The 19,772-nt window shown below is 38.3% G+C and carries 19 protein-coding genes; 5 read left to right on the top strand and 14 right to left on the bottom strand.

Going from position 1 to position 19,772, the window contains the following annotated elements:
* Positions 1–224 precede the first annotated feature (224 nt).
* Positions 225–1,076, top strand: a complete 852-nt coding sequence (locus FFR48_RS07415; protein ID WP_137666913.1) for a helix-turn-helix transcriptional regulator — start codon at positions 225–227, stop codon at positions 1,074–1,076.
* Positions 1,077–1,336: 260 nt separating this feature from the next.
* Here the strand turns inward: FFR48_RS07415 and FFR48_RS07420 are convergent, their stop codons facing one another.
* From FFR48_RS07420 to lipB, 7 genes are all read right to left on the bottom strand, one after another.
* Positions 1,337–2,503 (bottom strand): pyridoxal phosphate-dependent aminotransferase, encoded by a 1,167-nt coding sequence (locus tag FFR48_RS07420; RefSeq protein WP_137666914.1) that lies wholly within the window; start codon positions 2,501–2,503, stop codon positions 1,337–1,339.
* 195 nt (positions 2,504–2,698) lie between these two features.
* Positions 2,699–3,370, bottom strand: a complete 672-nt coding sequence (locus FFR48_RS07425; protein WP_137666915.1) for a CAP domain-containing protein — start codon at positions 3,368–3,370, stop codon at positions 2,699–2,701.
* Between the two features lie 243 nt (positions 3,371–3,613).
* Positions 3,614–4,990, bottom strand: a complete 1,377-nt coding sequence (locus tag FFR48_RS07430; protein WP_137666916.1) for a DUF2330 domain-containing protein — start codon at positions 4,988–4,990, stop codon at positions 3,614–3,616.
* Entirely contained in the window at positions 4,884–5,165 is a 282-nt protein-coding gene (locus FFR48_RS07435; protein ID WP_137666917.1) for a hypothetical protein, read from the bottom strand. The genes FFR48_RS07430 and FFR48_RS07435 overlap by 107 nt, the downstream gene beginning before the upstream one ends.
* Positions 5,166–5,178: 13 nt before the next feature.
* On the bottom strand, positions 5,179–6,003 hold the full coding sequence (locus FFR48_RS07440; RefSeq protein ID WP_137666918.1) for an RnfABCDGE type electron transport complex subunit D: 825 nt from the start codon (positions 6,001–6,003) through the stop codon (positions 5,179–5,181).
* A 356-nt stretch (positions 6,004–6,359) separates the two neighbouring features.
* Positions 6,360–7,862 carry an ABC transporter permease subunit gene (locus FFR48_RS07445; protein WP_137666919.1) on the bottom strand — a complete coding sequence of 501 codons (1,503 nt, stop codon included), beginning with the start codon at positions 7,860–7,862 and terminating at the stop codon, positions 6,360–6,362.
* A gap of 189 nt (positions 7,863–8,051) precedes the next feature.
* A complete protein-coding gene (gene lipB, locus FFR48_RS07450) occupies positions 8,052–8,726 on the bottom strand; it encodes a lipoyl(octanoyl) transferase LipB (protein WP_137666920.1) in 675 nt (224 codons plus the stop codon).
* A 110-nt stretch (positions 8,727–8,836) separates the two neighbouring features.
* On the opposite strand from lipB, the gene FFR48_RS07455 reads away from it, so the two are divergent.
* Both FFR48_RS07455 and hpf read left to right on the top strand, forming a co-directional pair.
* On the top strand, positions 8,837–9,022 hold the full coding sequence (locus tag FFR48_RS07455; RefSeq protein ID WP_162501857.1) for a hypothetical protein: 186 nt from the start codon (positions 8,837–8,839) through the stop codon (positions 9,020–9,022).
* A 558-nt stretch (positions 9,023–9,580) separates the two neighbouring features.
* Positions 9,581–10,228 carry a ribosome hibernation-promoting factor, HPF/YfiA family gene (hpf, locus tag FFR48_RS07460; protein ID WP_137666922.1) on the top strand — a complete coding sequence of 216 codons (648 nt, stop codon included), beginning with the start codon at positions 9,581–9,583 and terminating at the stop codon, positions 10,226–10,228.
* A gap of 229 nt (positions 10,229–10,457) precedes the next feature.
* On the opposite strand, the gene FFR48_RS07465 is transcribed toward hpf, so the two are convergent.
* Positions 10,458–10,919 (bottom strand): peroxiredoxin, encoded by a 462-nt coding sequence (locus FFR48_RS07465; protein ID WP_137666923.1) that lies wholly within the window; start codon positions 10,917–10,919, stop codon positions 10,458–10,460.
* 113 nt (positions 10,920–11,032) lie between these two features.
* On the opposite strand from FFR48_RS07465, the gene FFR48_RS07470 reads away from it, so the two are divergent.
* The gene (locus FFR48_RS07470) at positions 11,033–12,163 is read left to right on the top strand and encodes an acyltransferase family protein (protein ID WP_137666924.1); all 1,131 of its coding nucleotides are present in this window, start codon (positions 11,033–11,035) and stop codon (positions 12,161–12,163) included.
* A 138-nt stretch (positions 12,164–12,301) separates the two neighbouring features.
* On the opposite strand, the gene obgE is transcribed toward FFR48_RS07470, so the two are convergent.
* The 3 genes from obgE to FFR48_RS07485 all read right to left on the bottom strand — a co-directional run bounded on the left by obgE (position 12,302) and on the right by FFR48_RS07485 (position 14,496).
* A complete protein-coding gene (gene obgE, locus FFR48_RS07475) occupies positions 12,302–13,330 on the bottom strand; it encodes a GTPase ObgE (RefSeq protein WP_096572078.1) in 1,029 nt (342 codons plus the stop codon).
* Between the two features lie 219 nt (positions 13,331–13,549).
* Positions 13,550–13,753, bottom strand: a complete 204-nt coding sequence (locus tag FFR48_RS30355) for a four helix bundle protein (RefSeq protein WP_307722510.1) — start codon at positions 13,751–13,753, stop codon at positions 13,550–13,552.
* Positions 13,754–13,836: 83 nt separating this feature from the next.
* Positions 13,837–14,496 (bottom strand): Mo-dependent nitrogenase C-terminal domain-containing protein, encoded by a 660-nt coding sequence (locus tag FFR48_RS07485; protein ID WP_137666925.1) that lies wholly within the window; start codon positions 14,494–14,496, stop codon positions 13,837–13,839.
* Between the two features lie 484 nt (positions 14,497–14,980).
* Here FFR48_RS07485 and FFR48_RS07490 point away from each other — a divergent pair, with 484 nt between their 5' ends.
* Positions 14,981–16,078, top strand: a complete 1,098-nt coding sequence (locus tag FFR48_RS07490; protein WP_137666926.1) for a glutamate--cysteine ligase — start codon at positions 14,981–14,983, stop codon at positions 16,076–16,078.
* An 85-nt stretch (positions 16,079–16,163) separates the two neighbouring features.
* Here FFR48_RS07490 and FFR48_RS07495 read toward each other — a convergent pair whose 3' ends face one another.
* The 3 genes from FFR48_RS07495 to FFR48_RS07505 form a co-directional block, all read right to left on the bottom strand.
* Positions 16,164–17,987: a peptidoglycan D,D-transpeptidase FtsI family protein gene (locus FFR48_RS07495; RefSeq protein WP_137666927.1), complete on the bottom strand. Its 1,824-nt coding sequence runs from the start codon at positions 17,985–17,987 to the stop codon at positions 16,164–16,166.
* A 187-nt stretch (positions 17,988–18,174) separates the two neighbouring features.
* Positions 18,175–18,750: a hypothetical protein gene (locus FFR48_RS07500; protein WP_137666928.1), complete on the bottom strand. Its 576-nt coding sequence runs from the start codon at positions 18,748–18,750 to the stop codon at positions 18,175–18,177.
* A gap of 89 nt (positions 18,751–18,839) precedes the next feature.
* The coding region (locus FFR48_RS07505; RefSeq protein WP_236104023.1) for an RNA-guided endonuclease InsQ/TnpB family protein at positions 18,840–19,772 on the bottom strand (933 nt) is incomplete at its 5' end.

Consider the following 19,772-nt stretch of genomic DNA (forward strand, 5'->3'; position numbering starts at 1 on the left):
AATCCCTATCAGGGATTGAAATTATAGAAGAGATGTGATCAAGGCTTTAATACACTCATTAATCCCTATGAGGGCTTGTATGCCAGAGCTAGACTCTGGCTTTTTTTGTATCTGCATAGATAGTAACCTTGTATTTTTCCTCATTTCATTTATCTATCCCCCTTGTATACAGATACAATAACTGTAAATCAGCAATATGTCAATAATGTAGTTACACTTTTTAGATGAATAGGAAAAAAGAAACAATTACACTGTCAATTCCGGCTGGAACAAAGGAACAACTAGAAGAAATCGCCCGCAAATTGCGGATCTTCTGGGGAAAATCCCCTAGTATCTCTGGTTTACTTGTAGCGATCGCCCAAAAAGAGTTTGAAGTCGGTGAACCTTTCACCCTCAATTCCACACAAGTAACCGCACTCCAGCAAGCTATAGGAATACTCAAGGATTCCGGTTTTATTGAACAAGCGCAAACTGTCTCTAGTTTGTTACTTGAACGTGGTCAGCTTGAACCACCGATGCGTCAATTACTACTTCAACAAGTTAGCCAACCGACGGAAGCATGGCGCATACTTGCAGATCAATTTCGCCAAAGTCAACAACCATTTCACTTACTCTATACCAATTCTCAAGGACAGGATGTATCATTTACAGTGCGTTATGCGGAAATTGCTTTTGAGGAAAAGCGTTTTTACTTAAATATTTGGTGTGATGAAACTGAAGATATTGTTAAACCTGACTTTCCAGAACTAATACATAACCGTTGTTTACGTCTGGATAGAATCAAAGGTGTTGTCCCAGTGAACGGACAATGGCGGCATGAAGGGCTAGATACCCTAAAAATACACTTACACTTTTATGGGGGAATGGTGAAAGCTTATGAAGCAAAACCCAATGACATCAGTAACGAAGTTGTAGGAGAAGTGCGTCAAGTGATCAGAAAAGTGTCAAACCCTTTTTGGTTGGTGCGGGAAGTGTTGCGTTATGGGGAAAATTGCGAAATAGTCTCACCGGAAAACGTGCGATCGCTCATCAAGAAAAAACTGATAGAACAATGTCAAAAATATGACATTTTATAGGTTACAGGGAACAGGTGACAGGTGACAGTTAAGAAAAGAGGTGGGGACATTGGTATCAACTTAACATAAAACCTCTATCGCGCAAGGAACTCAAGTTCCTTGCTAATAGAGAAAGTCATCTAAAGATGACTAAACACTAGGAAAATTGATTAGTCCGTTTTAACGGACTTGAGCTATGAGACAGAGAATTTATTCTCTGGCGGGTGTGGAAGCTAACAGATAAACCCCTACTAAAAAACTACTTTCTATCACCTGTCACCTCATATCTTTGATCGCACAAACTTCTCTAACCTATCCATCCCCTTTTCTATAGTTGCCATATCCGTAGCGTAGGAAAGGCGGATGTTATCATCAGCACCAAAAGCTACACCAGGAATAACAGCAACTTGCAATTCTTCTAACAAAGCGTTGCAAAAATCCAAAGACTTCAAACCGGTTTTGCTGATATCTGGGAATAGGTAAAAAGCACCATCGGGTTTAGGACAACTTAACCCCGGAATAGCGTTAAGTCTGTCATACATCACCTGACGACGTTTAGCAAACGCTTGACGCATTTCCTCTACACATTCTTGGGAACTTTCCAAAGCAGCGATCGCCCCATATTGAGCAAAGGTACACACATTAGATGTACTATGTCCTTGAATGGTACTCGCTGCTTTAATAATTTCCAATGGTCCAGCTAAATAACCTAAACGCCATCCTGTCATAGAATAACCCTTAGCAAAACCATTACTGATCAAAGTCCGGGCAAAAATATCCGCACCTAAAGAACCAATACTGATATGCTCTGTACCATCATAGAGGATCTTTTCGTATATCTCGTCAGAAACAACTAAAATATCAGCATCAACAATTACCTTAGCTAAAGCCTTAATTTCCTCTGGTGTGTACACCATCCCTGTGGGGTTAGAAGGGGAGTTAAGGACAAATAACTTAGTTTTTGGGGTAATCGCTTTTTTTAGCTGTTCTGGGGTGATTTTGTAGCCATTGGAAGCATCTGTATTGACAATTACCGACTTCCCACCAGCTAACGTTACCATTTCGGGATAACTTAACCAATAGGGTGCAGGGATAATCACCTCATCACCCGGATCAATTAATGCCACAATCAAATTGTAGAGAGAATGCTTACCGCCATTGGTAACTAACACATTCTCTGATTTATAATCAAGACCATTATCGCTTTTTAGCTTGTTGGCGATCGCTTCCCTTAACTTGGGTTCACCAGCAGCAGGACCATACTTAGTTTTTCCTTCCTCCAAAGCTTTAGCTGCGGCTGCTTTGATATGGGCTGGAGTGTCAAAATCTGGTTCTCCCGCGCTAAAACTACAAACATCAATACCCTCAGCTTTCATGGCCTTAGCTTTAGCTGCGATCGCTAAGGTGATCGAGGGTGTCACCTGACTTACTCTTGCTGCCAGTTTCATTCTACTTCTTTAAGCCAATCTCTATCATTTATAAGGATATCTCACTTTATTAGTCATTAGTTATTAGTTATTAGTCATTAGTTGTTAGTCATTAGTATTTATTCTTACTGTACGGGCGAAGCATTCGGGCAATCAATTATCAATTTTATGAAAAGGCTATTTTCCGAATGCTTCGCCCCTACTGACTCCTAAAAATTAATTACTAAACATTTGCACTGCATAAATACTACCATCTTTCCCCATAGCTATGCCATAACCAAACTTTTTATATTCTGGTAAAAGAATATTCTTTCTATGTCCATTACTATACATCCAACCACGTTGGAATTTTTCCACCTCTCCATAAGTTAACCCTAAACCTGTTCCTGAACTTTGATATATATTTTCACCTACACCTAAATTACTATTACCACCCACTGCAACATAACGATCATAAGGACTTTTCCCATCCAGAGAAATATGATCAAAATATCTCTTTTCTCCCATATCTTCTGCATGAATTTGAGCAGCTTGTGATAGTACATTATCTACTACTAAAGGCGGTAAATTATTAAGTTTTCTATCTCTATTAACTAAATTTAAAGCAAAATTTCTTAACTCTGTTACGGTTCGCAACTGTTCTGCATTCCAAATATTAACCTGTGCTTGTCCAATTTTCCAATCACTACCACCAGAACCATTATAAAAACCAAGATTAGAAATTTGAAACAAAGAAAGTTCACTCCAGAAATAGTTAATATCCAAAGGATACCCACGCAAAGCTTGGCTAATAAAGTGCATAGTAGGAGGAGTAACCCACAGCACCATAAATAAAAGTGAATATCGCCACCAAAGATTAAATTTCTTGATTTTTTTCTTACTATTCATAGTTCAAAATATATGTTGGTAATGCACTAAGAAGACTTACGCAAAATAGGACTAAAAAGCTGATTATTGCGTAGGGGTAATTCATGAATTACCCGTACTCATGAATTACCTGTACTTTCGTGATCTTTTGCGTAAGTCCTGACTAATAAAGAATTTATCCCCCTTTTTTAGATAAAGGTTAGGGGGATACCCCAGTTCTTCAACTCACAAACTAAAACTTTGAAAAAAGTCTGAGAGAATAGTTTATAATCCTAGAAACATTAAGAAACTTTCCCACCAAGAATTTGTGATATTTCCCACAGAGATTCTCATTTTTTGGCGAATGTCTTGAATTTTCCAATTTGTCAACTGGGCTAAAGTTTGTGCTTCTTTTTCAAAACGTCGGGGTAATGATCTTTTATATTCTCTCCCCGCAGAACATTGTAAATTACCTGTAAACGGATGTTGTAAAACATAACGTCCTTGAAAAGATTCCCGGTTAGAAGTTGTTTGAAACATCAAATCTTCAGGAAACTTATTGCGAGTATAGCGAACGTGCAAACGAGTGATGTAAACATTATTATTAGAAAACGGAAAACCAAAACCTGGTGCGATTCTATTATTGTTATTACCATTATTATCTAACCAAAATACACCAGCTTGTTTGAGTTCTTCAGTATTCAGAGGTTGAGCAGAACAAGGATCACAATTACCCATATCCCAAGCATATTCTAAAAATGCTACTTTTTTATCTTCTTTGGTGTAAGAAGTTTGAAACATAGATTTATAAAAGTCCCCAAATTCGTTTTTCACAAACACAGGAATATTCATATTAGAAGGAATTTTTACTGTGCGGTAGTTAGTAACTTCTGCTTGTCCTTGAGGTGAGAGAATATAAACAATCAAATCTTGTTCAGTATTAGCATTAATCATACCCAAACGAATGGGTAACATAAACTTGGGTGATTCATAAGCAATTTGTAAAGGTCTGAGAAATTGATAACCAGATTCCTCAAATTTATCTAAGTTAACTTTAGCAACAAAGAACTTCATAGAGGAACGAATGTAAGGTTTTAATAATTGATTTGCACCTCTGGGAATTTTATAACCATTGCGATTTAACCAAGTTTCCAAACCATTAGACTCTTTAGCACTGAGGATTAAAATATCATATTCACCCACATTAAACCGTGCCTCAACCGTCACACCCAAACTGTTATCTGCCATTGTTTTTTCTTCAGAACTTCCACCTCTTGCAGCGGCAGTTGGTGCTAACATTGACTGTGGTCTTATTTGTGGAGAACAAGGATCTTCATCAAAATATTCTACCAATCTAGGGGCGCTAAAAGCATCTAATCTTTCAATAATATTAGGTTGAGCAACCCGCACTTGTTCCTCTTTGATGACTGTGGGTACAGGTACGACAACTGCAAAATCTTTAATGTCACCTTGAAAATCATTAGCCATTGTTAATACTGTTTTATTACTATCTCGCGCAATGACTACTTGAGAAGCTTGGTTGTACAATTTAGTATCAGCTTTGGCAACATAAAAACCACAAAATGCTAAAGCTGTAGGGGCAAAAGATAAAACAGCGAAAAGTGCTATGATTAAGGGAATGAATAAACGAAATTTTTTCATTTTTTTGGTAATTGGTGATTGGTGATTGGTGATTGGGGATTGGTGATTGGTGACTGGTGATTGGGGATTGGTGATTGGTGACTGGTGATTGATAATTGGTGATTGGTGACTGGTGATTGGTGACTGGTGATTGGTGATTGGGTATTGGGAATTGGTAAAAATATTTTCCTGCCAATCTTATTAAACTGCTAATCTTCTTGCAACCAAGAAAATCTAGGAGAAAACCAAAGATTATCAAAGAGAACAGTTAACGGCGCAAGGACAAATAAAGCCCAAAAAACTGCGGTAGAAAGAAAGAAATAATTTCGCAAAATAAAGGTAAAAATGGCAATACAAACTGCCCAAATTATACGACCGATGGGAGCGTTAGGAATAGATCGGGGATCTGTCACCATAAATAATGCAAACAGTATTAACGAACCACTCATTAACCGATGTAAGTAAACATCCCAAGTCCAACCTAGCCAAATATTACGCACTGCTTCTAGTAGGGAATATGCACTTAAAAAAGCTGCGGTAGTGTCCCAACGACCAACTTTTTGTAAAATCATTCCTCCTGTACCAAAAAATAACAGTCCATACCACCATTCGTCCCCCCATTGTCCAGGGGAAACCCAAGCATCAGAGGTAAGGGATAAGGCGGAAATAATGCCAAAGTTGGCAGGGTTGAAAAAATGCTTATCACCTGTTTTCAAGATAAATTTGCTACTTATTGCCGTTGCTGCGGCTAAAACCATAGTTGTCCAATGGTCAGCCCGTAGTAGTAAACTAAGTCCTAAAGCAGTAATTAAAGAACTACGGAAATTAAATGTTAACTTATTGTCATTTGCTGTGGTAGTTAATAATGACCAATGACTAATGAATAATGACAATATCCATTGTGTGACTAGACAAGTGGCGATCGCAATTAAAATCAACTCAGGCCGCAATGTCCAGTCCCTAGCAGCAATTCCTAAAATCAGGAATACACTGAGAAAGAGAATTTGATAGTCTCGAATATCTGTGAACATTATCCCTGTGTACGGGTTTACCCCTAACTTTTCATTAATTTAGACTAGAGTTAGAGAAAATCATCTTCTTGTTTCAAAAATCGTAACAACTGACAACTAAGTAGGTAGGCGTTAAAAATTGTCGTTATGACAAGGCAAGAGGCAAGAGGCAAAAGGCAAGAGAGGTTTTTAGATTAATTTACTTTTCTTTAGATACTTTGGTTTTTTCCCGTCGTTCTACTTACAGCATATTTCATCTTAGTCAGGTACAAACGGAAATCATAAAACCCTTGTGGAACAGGCATCCTGCCTGTTAGCCTTGTACCTCATAACTTAGGAAACGGCTGTATTACCCTGACTCCTGAATAATTCATAAATTATTAAATCTTTGCATTTGGCTTTTTTCCTGGATTCATCCACGCTTCTAACCGACTAAAAGCTTGAGAAGAAACCAAGGTTAAACATAAATAAATCACAGCTACCGCTGCGTAAATTTCAAAGGCGCGATAATTTTCTGCAACTATTAACTGTCCTTTTCTAAACAATTCCTCAAAACCAATTACCGCAACTAAACTGGTATCTTTTAATAAGCTAATAAATTCATTACCCAAAGGGGGAATCATGCGCCGGAAGGCTTGGGGAAAAATTACATGACGCATAGTTTGTACAGAATTTAACCCCAATGATTTGGCTGCTTCTATTTGTCCAATTTCTATTGATTGAATCCCAGCCCTAACTATTTCTGCAATGTAAGCAGCACTATTTAAACTTAAAGCCATGACTCCCGCAACGAGGCGATTTAATGATAAGGTAAAACCCAATTCTTGCCAAAGTGCAGGTATACCAAAGTAAATCATAAATATCTGCACTAATAAAGGTGTACCTCGGAAAAAATCTATATAAGTTCTGGCTAACCACTGCACAGGTTTAATTGCCGAAAGGCGAATAATTCCTATGAATGAACCACCAATTAAACCAAAGAAAACTGATATAATTGCTAGTTGCAATGTCACCAAAACACCAGTTAATAAATTCGGTAATGATTGCAATATTAAGCCTAAAGAATTTACAGTAGGGGCGTTTTGATTTGCAAATAGTGTTTTTTCTGGTAATACTGGCGGTGTTGACTTAAACCATTTTTGATAAATTTTTGGATAAGTCCCGTTTTCTAATACTTTTGTCAAACCTTGATTGATTAAAGATAAATAAGGTGATTTTTTAGCAGTAGCAATTCCGTAAAATTCCTCTGTGAGTAATTGTTGTATAACTTTGATTCCTTGGAGATTACCTGTATTAATGGCGTATAATGTAACAGGTGCATCGTTAATAACTGCGTCTACATTTCCATTTAGTAATTCTTGTAATGCTAATGGTGCAGAATCAAAACTGCTCACCTGCGCCCCAGGTACAGTTTTAGCTGTTTCTGCTCCTGTTGTCCCAATTTGAACGGCGATTTTTTTATTTTGTAGACTTTCAAAACTATTAATTTCTTGGTTATCTGTGCGAATAGCTATCGCTAACCCAGCTTTAAAATAAGGACGAGAAAAATCTACAGTTTTTGACCTTTCTTGAGTGATGGTAATTGAACTAATTGCCACATCTACGGTTTTAGCTTGCAATGCGGGAATGATGCCATCAAAAGGTAAACTTTGAAAATCTACCTGGAAATTAGCCGCAGTTGCGATCGCTTTCATTAAATCAATAGAAAAACCCTGTAACTCTCCCCCATTCTGTTGAAACTCAAACGGTGGAAATGCTGGTTCAGTCGCTACTCGCAGAGTTTTTGCCACACTAGGATTCACACTACAACTAGCTAATAGCCAGCAACTTAAACCTATCACTAAACACCAACGCAACCAACACCCAAATAAAAATTTTACCATTTCTCCCTTGATTGAAAAGTAACTTAGATCATAATCTTCTCAGAAAATTTATGGAATTTCCCCATCGCTTTACTGAGATCACATATACTCTACATAACCAGTATTTTATTATACAATAATTAATATATGTATGGTTATAATGTTATTTGTCTAGCTATTGGTATAGCATGAATACTGACTGCTAGTGTATTATTCATAATGGGAATCTATTAATTCCACACCAAAAACCTCGGAAAATGACTGAGCTATACAAGAACGCACTTCTAAACTTATGATACCGGGAATCCATTCTGCTAGACTGCCAACAGGCTTATCAGTAATACCACAGGGTACAATGCGATTAAATCCTGTCATATCAGGACAAACATTTAAAGCAAAACCATGCATTGTCACCCAACGACTCACTTTAATGCCGATAGCTGCAACTTTTCTTCCTTCTAACCACACACCTGTAAAACCGGGAATGCGTTCTCCCTGCAAACCATAATTTGCTAAAACACGAATTAATACTTCCTCAAGTTGACGCAAATACCAATGCAAATCTTGACGATAACGTTGCAGATTTAAGATTGGATACCCTACCAGTTGTCCAGGACAATGATAAGTAACTTCGCCACCTCTTTCAACTCGATGCACATTATATTCACTTTTGTCAAGGTCAAATTTAAGAAATTCCGGATTTGCACCTTGTCCTAAAGTGTAAACTGGCGGATGTTCCAGCAAGATGAGTACATCTTCGAGATCGGGGTTATTGATGCGTTCTTTGAGTAGCGATCGCTGCCATTGAAGAGCATCTACATAAGGCATTAATTCTTTGTTATACAAAAAACAGCGGTGCTTGTGAGGTGTCTGAGTATGGATCATGGAAAAAATCAATGAGGGGAAGCAGGGAGCAGGGAGCAGGGAGCAGGGAGCAGGGAGCAGGGAGCAGGGAGCAGGGAGCAGGGGGAAGGGAGCAGGGTGCAGGGTGCAGGGTGCAGGGGGAAGTTAATAACCCAATGCCCAGTCACCAGTCCCCAGTCACCAGTCACCAGTCACCAGTCCCCAATCACAGATCACCAATCACCAATCACCAGTCCCCAGTCACCTATTCTCTGAATATATGTTGCAAAAAAGTAAGAATTGGGTCAACAAATGTCAAGCAATGCAAAGGATCTTAAAGGAAAGTCAACGAAATAAACTTTATCCACAAGAAAGTGTTAGTTTAAATATATAACCTCAATGGTGATGGGAGGAATTACCTGCAATAAGCATCACGCCAAAACAAGAGAAATAGAATGGCTGATGGTATCTTCAGAAGTTGTTGACATCGATCAGAATCAAAACTTCTATTCTGGCTGGCATAATTAATATATAGAAAGAGCAAGCCAACAGAAGAATCACAAGAGGAGCTACTTCTAGAATTGTAAATAAAAGTTGCTCAAACTGAAAAAGCAGGTACAGAACAGCTAATAATGATTGATTGAAAGTTTTTCTTTGCAGATCCAGTTGTCTGGCAAGCAGTTGGATACTAACACAGAGTTTCACAAACTAAATCAAAGCTAGAGGTACTTATAGTTAAGATGCAACAACTTGAGAAACAAATACAAAAGCCTTACATTAAAAGCAGTTCACAATTTGTATTGGCGGCAGTGATAGACCTTACCGCAATCTCTGTGCATACAAAACCCATTCACATCAAATAAATATTTAGCTAAATATTTAGCGGGAGAGTTTACATGAAGCTTGTCATCCACGGCAAAAATATTGAAATTACCGATGCAATTCGAGAATATGTGCATCAAAAAATTGAAAAAGCAGTTAGTCACTTTCAAAACATCACGAATGAAGTAGATGTCCATTTAAGTGTAGCTCGCAATCCGCGAATTAATACTAGACAAGCGGCTGAAGTCACTATTTATGCTAATGGTAACGTCATCCGTGCAGAGGAAAGCAGCGAGAACTTATATGCAAGTATTGACTTGGTGGCAGATAAAATATCCCGTCAACTGCGAAAATACAAAGAAAGAAGACAAGAACACAAAACCCAGCCTATACCAACTAATGAAGCCGTAGTTGCCGAACCAGTAGCAGATTTAATCGGCGATCGCACTCCTGAACTACCAGGAGAAGTAGTCAGGACTAAGTATTTTTCCATGCCTCCGATGACAGTTGTAGAAGCGCAAGAACAACTGCAACTTGTAGGACATGACTTTCATATGTTCCGTAACGCCGAAACAGGAGAAATCAACGTTATTTATGAACGTAACCACGGCGGTTATGGTGTCATTCAACCCCGCAACCCTAACACTAACGGACAAACTAACGGCAAGAACGGCAAAACCGCCCAAGGTAATATTCCCATGCCGGAAAAGTCTAAAGTCTGATTTCAGGTGATTGGGTACTGGAGACTGGGGACTGGGGACTGGGGACTGGGGACTGGGGACTGGGGACTGGGACAAGATTTTAGATTTTAGATTTTAGATTTTAGATTTTAGATTTTAGATTGGAGTACATGAAATACAATCCAAAATCCAAAATCCAAACTCCAAAATCCAAACTCCAAAATCCAAACTCCAAAATCCAAACTCCAAAATTGTATCACCAATCACCAAATCATCTTGCAGCCAACTGTTGTAACATTTTCAAGGTTTCCTCAACGTGACCTTTAAAGTTAAACATGGAATCAAACACAGATTTAACAATGCCGTTTTGGTCTATTACGTAAGTTACCCGGCCGGGGATAAAACCAAAAGCAGTAGTTGCACCATATTGTTTTCTAACATTGTCGCCTTTATCACTCAACAGTGTAAAAGGTAAATTGTACTTAGCTGCAAACTTCTGATGAGATTCGCTAGAGTCACCACTTACGCCGATGACTTCAGCACCAGCAGCTTTAAATACTTCATATTGATCTCGGAAAGCGCAAGATTCCGCAGTACATCCAGGGGTGTCGTCTTTAGGATAAAAGTAAAGGACGACAGCCTTTTTGCCGCGAAAATCCTTTAAACTGACTGTAGAACCGTCTTGAGAGGGTAGACTAAAATCAGGTGCAGTATCTCCAATGTTGATAGCCATATTAAAAAATTCAAAATTCAAACAATATTTAACAAAATATTACCTTGTAACTAGTATATAAATTTTTCTTGATAACGGTAGTTTAATATTCATCAAAAAAAACTATTTCGCTTATGCGCCTGACTTCACTGGATGTATTTCGTGGTATTACTATTGCGGGTATGATTCTTGTCAATATGGCGGGAGTCGCAGAGGCTAAATATCCCCCTTTAGATCATGCGGACTGGAACGGTTGTACACCCACCGATTTAGTATTTCCTTTCTTTCTGTTCATTGTTGGTGTAGCAATGAATTTCTCTTTATCAAAGTACACCGCTAATAACAAACCTACCAAAACTGTTTACTTACGTATTCTGCGCCGCGCTGCTATTCTCTTTGTATTAGGATTAATACTTAACGGCTTTTGGAATAAAGGTGTTTGGACTTTTGACTTTAGTAGTCTCCGCTTGATGGGGGTATTGCAAAGAATAGGTTTAACTTACCTTTTTGCATCTTTGATAGTTTTAAAATTACCCCGCAAAAGTCAATGGATATTAGCAGGAATATTACTTATTGGTTATTGGATAACAATGATGTATGTCCCTGTTCCCGGTTATGGTGCGGGAGTGCTGACGCGGGAAGGTAATTTTGGCGCATTTATTGACAGATTAATTATTCCCAAACCACATTTATATAAAGGTGATGGGTTTAATTTCATGGGAGATCCAGAAGGATTATATAGTACAATTCCAGCAATAGTTAGCGTTTTAGTCGGTTATTTTGCAGGAGACTGGATTAAAAATAAAAAACAGGCTAATTCACAAACTAGCATGGATTTAGTTTTATTTGGTTTGTGTTGTTTAGTAATTGGAATTATTTGGGATGTAGCATTTCCCATTAACAAGAAACTCTGGACAAGTTCCTATGTTTTGTTTACCAGCGGTTGGGGGTTAATGTTATTAGCGGGTTGTTATGAATTGATAGAAGTGAGAGGGATAAAACGCTGGAGTAAACCTTTTGAGGTGATGGGGTTAAATGCGATCGCTATTTTTATCGCCTCAGTTTTGTTAATCAAAGTCACAGTAAGAATTCAAATTGGTACTGGTGAAAATGCCATTAGTATCTACAATTGGATTTATCAAAATATCTTGGCATCGTGGGCGGGAAATGCCAACGGTTCATTTTTATTTGCACTTTTTACCCTGTTGTTTTGGTATGGTGTGGCGGTTTTAATGTATCAGAAACGCTGGTTTATTAAAGTGTAAATAATGTAATTAAAACCTTTGTGGGACAGGCATCTTGCCTGTCCAATATTTTGTTAGATATTGTTTCCAAATAATTACGAAAATAGTAAAAATGAGTCCGCATTTGCGGACATTTACTCAACAAAATCCTTACATCAACTACACCCCAACCTCCGCAGCTTCCAAAGCATTCACTTCATCAACCACTCGCCAAATTTCCTGCATCAACTCATCTAAACCAGTGCGAGTTACAGCCGAAATAATAAAAACCGGAGCTAAAGAAAGATGATTTAATTGTGTAGCTAAAGCCTCTAAATCAACACTTGCCCTATCAACCGCATCAATTTTATTTAACGCCAAAATTTGCGGACGTTTAGCCAAACCCCTTCCGTAAGCTTTGAGTTCTTCTTGAATAGTATGGAAATCACCAATTACATCTTCACTTGTAGCATCAATTAAGTGTAATAAAACCCTAGTCCTTTCAATGTGCCGCAAAAAATCATGACCCAAACCAGCACCATGAGAAGCACCTTCAATTAAACCAGGAATATCTGCAAAAACAGTACCATCACCTGTGGGTTTTTTCACTACTCCCAAATTAGGAACAAGAGTTGTAAAAGGATAATCAGCGATTTTCGGACGTGCAGCAGACAAAGAAGAAATTAAAGTTGATTTACCAGCATTTGGTAAACCAATAATTCCCACTTCTGCTAACAGTTTCAACTCCAAACGTAAAAATTTATGTTCACCTTCTAAACCAGGAAGGGCATATTCTGGGGCGCGGTTACGGTTACTTAAAAAATGTTGATTTCCTAAACCACCTTTGCCACCTTCAGCAGCCAGAAAACGTTGTCCAGGTTCAACTAAATCACATAACAAAGCGTCCGTTTCCCCATCATAAATGGCAGTACCACAGGGAACTTCAATAATTAAATCTTTGCCGTTTGCACCTGTACAATTATTAGGACCACCACGACCACCATTATCGGCTTTAAATATATGTTTATATCTAAAGTCTAATAAGGTTTGTAAGTTGGTATCAGCCACAAAAATCACTGAACCACCTTTTCCTCCGTTACCACCAGAAGGACCACCTGCTGGTACATATTTTTCTCTGCGAAAAGCGACGATACCATCGCCACCTTTACCGGCTTGAACTTCAATTACTGCTTGATCGATAAATTGCATAATTTAATTATTGGGCATTGGGCATTGGGCATTGGGCATTGAAAATTAGCTATTAGTTGTCTTTTCTGTTTCCTATTGATTTTAAGTAAGCACTAAGTTTAGGTAACAGTTCCTCAATAATTGGTTTGAATCGGTTTATTTGTTCATTGGTTAATAATTGTCTAGAGTATGCTAGTCTTAACAAACTTATTGTTTAATATAAAGACCCTCTAGCAATTTTTACAAATCAGCGATTATCTTGGCCATTATATCGCCCCCTGCCTTCCTCAATATTGGTACAAACACTATCAGCAGCCTCACAATTTGCTTGCCTATAGTATCCTTGGCGAAATAGTCCCATTCTTTAACAATATACCAAATTTGATTAGCTAACTTTTCAGCTAATTTGTAAACCTCTAAATTTTCAAAATCTGGTCTATTCATTAAATACAAGAATTATGCACCTGGTTTATTTGTTAAGGGCGGGAATAGAGCATAAAAAATCTTCCATGCTCCATACCTAATGCCTAAATATACTGTGAAACATCCTCCTGACATTCATCAGCAAGGTAGGAAAGAGCGCGAAAGCGTAAACCTACTAATTGTTCATACAATGGGTTGATTTTGCACATTGGGGGAATATGGACTATTTTTTTACCAAATAGGGTGACATCTCTTTCAAAAGGACACTGGGAAGGAATCATTTTACATAAAAATCTGGCAACTCTAGGATCATGAATTTCTAACCCGTCTAACCAATCCCGAAGCGGGTGCAATATATCTGGTGGGTGTAGGGTGGTTTCTTGTACTTGTTTGGGATGTTCCAATGTGTGACGTAAAGCTGTGAGGGCTTGGGTGTCTAATTCCAAAGCTTGACAAAACTTGTGTAAAATTTTTTCTTCGCTGGGAGAATATATTCCATCAGCGATCGCCACCATCACTGCTGTCCGCAAAAAATTTTCCCCAACTGCTGTACCTTTACCCAACACAGCAGCTAATTCTTCAGGTGTAATTATCTCTAATGAATCCCATTTCAGACAAGGGGCTAATTCATCTTTGGTAATGCTGTTAATTAACTCCTGTTCTTGGGCATCAAAATTACCATCAGCCCAAGCAATAGTTAGTAGTCCACGTAACCAAACCGTAATTTGTTCGCTACTGTAGGGGGTTTTAACCGCACTTGTCATAAAAACTCACGCCTCAAGATATTCAAGACATTCAAGATATTATCAATCATTCATTTCTAAACTACCCCAATCGTCTGTTTTGCGCTAAAATCCCTTTTACAAAGATTATTGATAATTTTTTCTATTTACTACCTTAAAGGAGGCAGAAGGCAGAAGGCAGGGGAGGCAGCTCACAGGGGTAGGTTTTTAATATTATCTGTTGAGGCAGGACCACCGAAGACAAGGAGGTATTGTAGACAAGGAAGATTTTCTACAAAAAATGTACTTCGGCTTCGCTCAGTACAAGGTCTGTTGAGCCTCAGTTGTTGTTACTAATTGTACATTTTTGTTACGTATTTCCTCCCTTGTCACCTTGTCTGCCTTGTCCTCCAAGTCTTGCCCTCACGACAATGTAAAATACCTACCCTTGTGAGAGGCAGGGGAGGCAGGGGAAGATTAATAATCTAATAATGCCCAATCACCAATCACCAATCACCAATCACCTATGTTTTTTTTCGGAATTGAACATGAAGTTGCTTTTCTTAACCATGAAGGAAAGTTTGCTGATTTCTCTTGTACAAAATTTGCTGATTTTCAGCAAATAGTTGACAAATTACCTCTTTACCCCCATGACTACCCACAATTGAGGGTTGGTGATGCTGGTATTAAAAAGAAGCGATGGTATATTGAGGGTTTTGAAAGATTTGCTGATTCAGAAGCAGTAATTGATTGTGTAGCTAAAGGCATCGAAATTAGAACTACTATAAATTCTACTATTCAAGGTGCAATTGATGAATTAACAGCTAGTTTTTATTTACTACGTGAGACAGCTGCTAGTTTTGGTTTTTCTCCTGTTTTAATCAGTTTTAATCCCTATACTTGTGTTTTTGAACCCCAACCACCATTAAATGATTTTGAACTTAGGCAATTACAAGCTTATCCAGATGAACAAACTGCCCATATTTACATGGTTTCCTATGGTCCAGATTTAAATATTTCCATAGCAGATTTGCCTATAGAAAATGTAATTGATATTGGGAAAAAACTGACCTATTACAGTCCTTTTATTGTTCCTTTTAGTTACAGTTCTCCGTTTTATAATGGCAGTTTATGGGAAGGTTTATCAGTGAGGACATTTATCAGAACTGGCAAAAGATCAGCAACATTAGTGTTTGTGGAAAACCAGGAACATTTAATTAAAAGTGTACCTTCATTAACGAAAATTGCCCGCATTCCCGCAGAAGTAGGAAGAATCGAATTTAAAGCTTGTGATAGCTGTGATAATTTTTCTATTTATGCAGGGTTACTGGCACTGTTAAAAGGTTTGGCTTTAGATAAAACCTTGGAAGGTAGAGCTATTGTACCTGATACAACTTTACATCAAATTTCAGCCAAAGCAGGATTTGATCATGATGATATTTTTCTGAATGCCACCAAAGTTTTACAAGCTGCTGAAAATGCCCTAGAAAATGACCCAGATATTAAATTTTTAGCCCCATTAAAAGATATTTTGGCAAATCGCAAAACCAAATCCCATCAACTAATTGAAATGTTTGAAAATCTAGGTTCAATTGAAGAAACAATCAAGAGAACTTATGTTTGAGGTAATTGGTAATTGGTAATTGGTAATTGGTAATTGGTAATTGGTAATTGGATAAAAACAACTATCAATTATCAATTATCAATTATCAATTATCACCTGTCACCTGCTGACTTGGTGGAATCTTCTGCATAGGAATAAGCACTTCCATTACAGATTTAACAATAGGCGCTGTCACAGTTCCACCATAGGCATTTGCTCCTTTTGGTTCATCGACTATTGCCAAAACTACATAACGGGGGGCTTCTGCTGGGACAATACCCACAAAGCTAGTAATTCTTGCACCGGGAATATATCCACCTTTAGGAGAGGCTTTTTGGGCTGTACCGGTTTTACCTGCAATACCGTATCCTTTGATTTGAGAAGCTTTACCACTTCCCTGAGAAACCACAGTTTCCATCATGTCCATGACCTTTTGGGTAGTTGTAGGTGAGAAAATCTGGCGTGGTGCTGGTAGATTAGGTGAGTAGTGAATTTTACCTTGATTATCAATCAAGCCTTCAACTACATGGGGTGTTATCAATTTACCACCATTAGCCAAAGCGCCGTGCATTTGCACCAGTTGTAAAGGTGTCAAAGAAAAACCTTGCCCAAAAGAAGTAGTTGCTGGTTCTAGATTAGAGGATAGGAATTTTTCTTGCCTTTTGAGACTGCCACTGACTGCAAAAGGCAAATCTGTATCCATTTTTTGTCCTAGTCCCAGTTTTTCTAACCAGTTATAATATGTTCTCGGCTTCAGACGTTGGATAATTTGTACCATACCAACGTTGCTAGAAGTTTGTAAAATTTCGGCAATATTAATTCGTCTAAAACTGTTAATTTCTGCGTTTTTGATAATGCGGTCAGCGACTTTAATAGTACCTGGGTCATTAAATACATCCTCTGGTTTGATGACACCATTTTCCAGAGCGATCGCCACAATTAAAGGTTTAAAAGTAGAACCTGGTTCATAAAGATCCGCGACAGGCCAATTTCTAAACAGTGAAATATCTGCTTTGGAATATTGATTTGCATTATAGGTAGGATGAGAAACCAAGGCCAATAATGAACCATCGGTGGCATCCATCACAATTACAGCACCGCGTTTAGCCTGAAACTTGTCAATCTGTTGTTTGAGTACCGTCCGGGCTGCCCGTTGTAAACGATGATCAATAGTGAGTTGCAGTTTTAAATCATCAGAATGCAAAAATCCTTCTGGTGCATAGGTTGGCATAATTGCACCGTTACCAGCCCGACTGAGACGCACTGTTTGCCTGGAGCGTTCCAATAGTGTCTCTTGACTATATTCAACCCCCGCCTGACCCTGACGGTCAAGATTAACATAGCCCACTACATTAGCAACCAAATCATCTTGTGGGTAGAAACGGGAATATTTTTGAATAAATTCCAAGCCATTCAAGCGGAATGAAATCAAGCGATCGGCAATATTTTCGCCAATACCATTAGCAATCAGAATACCGCTGCTTCTACTTTCAAATGTTTTTACTAACTGACGAGCATCTTTGTTGAGAATTGGTGCAATTTTTTCTGCTATTTCCTCCTTAGACTTATCAAATAGTTTGGGATGGGCATACAGGGTATATACTGGACGGTCAATGGCCAACATATTGTTATTGCGATCAACCACTGGGCGACGGGGTATAAAAGGACGCTCATTCACCATTTGCTGGTTTCTTGCCCTTTGAGTGAGTTTTGCACCATCAATAATTTGCAGTCGATACAAATTGAAAGCCAACCCCAACCCAGCAGCAACCAAGATACCCCAAACTATCAACAGTCGAGACTTGGGATTGGTTGCTTGAGCTTGAGGAAAACCATTCTCTGGTACAGCTTGTTTGTAGAACTTGCGCCGCCTTGTAAACTTTAAATTCTGCAAATTTCTCAATTTTGTTCGGCTTGGTGACTTCTGCATTGGGTTTTTTTGTGTCAGTTCTCAGTTGTTAGGGAACAGGGAATAGGGAATAGGGAACAGGGAATAGGGAATAGGGAATAGGGAACAGGGAATAGGGAATAGAGAACAGGGAACAGGGAACAGGTAAAAGCGAATAGAGAACAGGTAACAGGGGTAATCAATTAGCAATCACCAATCTCTTTAAATTTTAATATCCTAATGGAGAGGAAGTTTGGGACTGCACTTGTGAATTGGGAATTATACTTGAGGATGCTGACTTTGGACTAGGGGATGTTGGTGGCAAAAAAATTGTCTCCCCTGGAGTTGGTAATCTTAGTCCTGCTTCTGCTTTTTCTCCCTCTTCAGCCATCTTTTTGATCAGTGCTGCATTGATTGTGTTCAACTGCCGCTCATGACGTTGTAGGCTTTGCAGAGTGCGGTAATATTGACTCCAAAGCTCTTGAGAATAGACTGTCAAACCATAAACCACCAGTGTTGCAGCCACAGATACAAATGTCGCAGCTGAGGAATAACGATAGACAGCGTGCAAGCGTAGCAACCATATCGGTGTGGATGCAGCAGTAGACATCTCATTTAGGTGTTTATCCTTGGACTGCCCATTCACATTTGTGGTATTTGTGACTGTTTTTTGTCCAGAATTTTTCTCCAATGTTGATACTACTGCCTCACTGACTAGAGAAGTTGATATTTTTCTAGGGGAATTACGTTTTCTTTTAGAGCGCACTACTGTGGATGCACTATTCGATTTAGAATTTGTTTGCATATTTTTTAACAGGATACTAGAGCCGATACCTTTTTGCTAACTAATGCTAACAAATACATAAGTTGAGATTATCTCTCAACCAAGGCGTATCAACCAATGCACGAAGACTTGTGTCGAGCGCAAGCCGAGACATAAATTCCTCGCGCACCATTCAAATCTCGGTTCATAGTTTTACCATCTATCCGAGATTTGATAGTTTTAGATCCCCCTAGATTATTGATGATTTCACCAGTCCAACTTACTGTTTTTGAAGTGTATGCTTCATTAACATCAACCACTATTTTATTAAATTCGTGCGCTTTATGTTTGATAAATTGCTTGAATTTGTAGTGACTTAAAGTAAGCATTTGTCGGACTGATTTAGACTTAATCCTTCTCTTGACTTTTCTAGACATCATAGATGTCTCAAAAGTAGGAAGTAGAATCACATCAAAATTATCAACCAAAAATCTAGCTGTCTTTTTATGCAACTCGTCTACTAGATATTTAATCTTTCCTCTTAGCCGAGTTGCTGCATTTTTTAATCTCTTCTTCTGTTTGCTCTTAGCCTTAGATATTTTGCTAATTAACTTATCTAATTTGAAACAAAGTTTCTGGGTTCTTAGATTAGCATTTTCGCCTAACCATCCAAAGCAATTATCCGCAAAGAAGGTTAAAAAATTTCTAATTCCGGGATCTAAAGCTACAACACGACCTTGGTTCTCGGTTTTATGCCGTAGACTTTCTATTGGTAAGCAGATGTAATAATCTCCGTAAAATGAGACTAATCTACAATCTCCAAACCCATCAGGGAGAGGATCTTTATATTTTAGCTCTCCTAACACAGTGTGATAAATTCCTGCATCTTTTACGGCAGATTTGGGAATATAACAAGACTGCACAGGATCTTTTTTGGTTCTGAATCTACACCTGCTAATTCCACCACCATTAATATACTTTTTCTTAGCATTTTTAACAGCTTGGCAAGCATCTTTAATGGCAATAGATTTAATTTGATATGGCGCATCTTTACACCATTCAGG

Source organism: Sphaerospermopsis reniformis (genome assembly GCF_005402885.1).
GTDB classification, from domain to species: Bacteria; Cyanobacteriota; Cyanobacteriia; order Cyanobacteriales; family Nostocaceae; genus Sphaerospermopsis; species Sphaerospermopsis kisseleviana.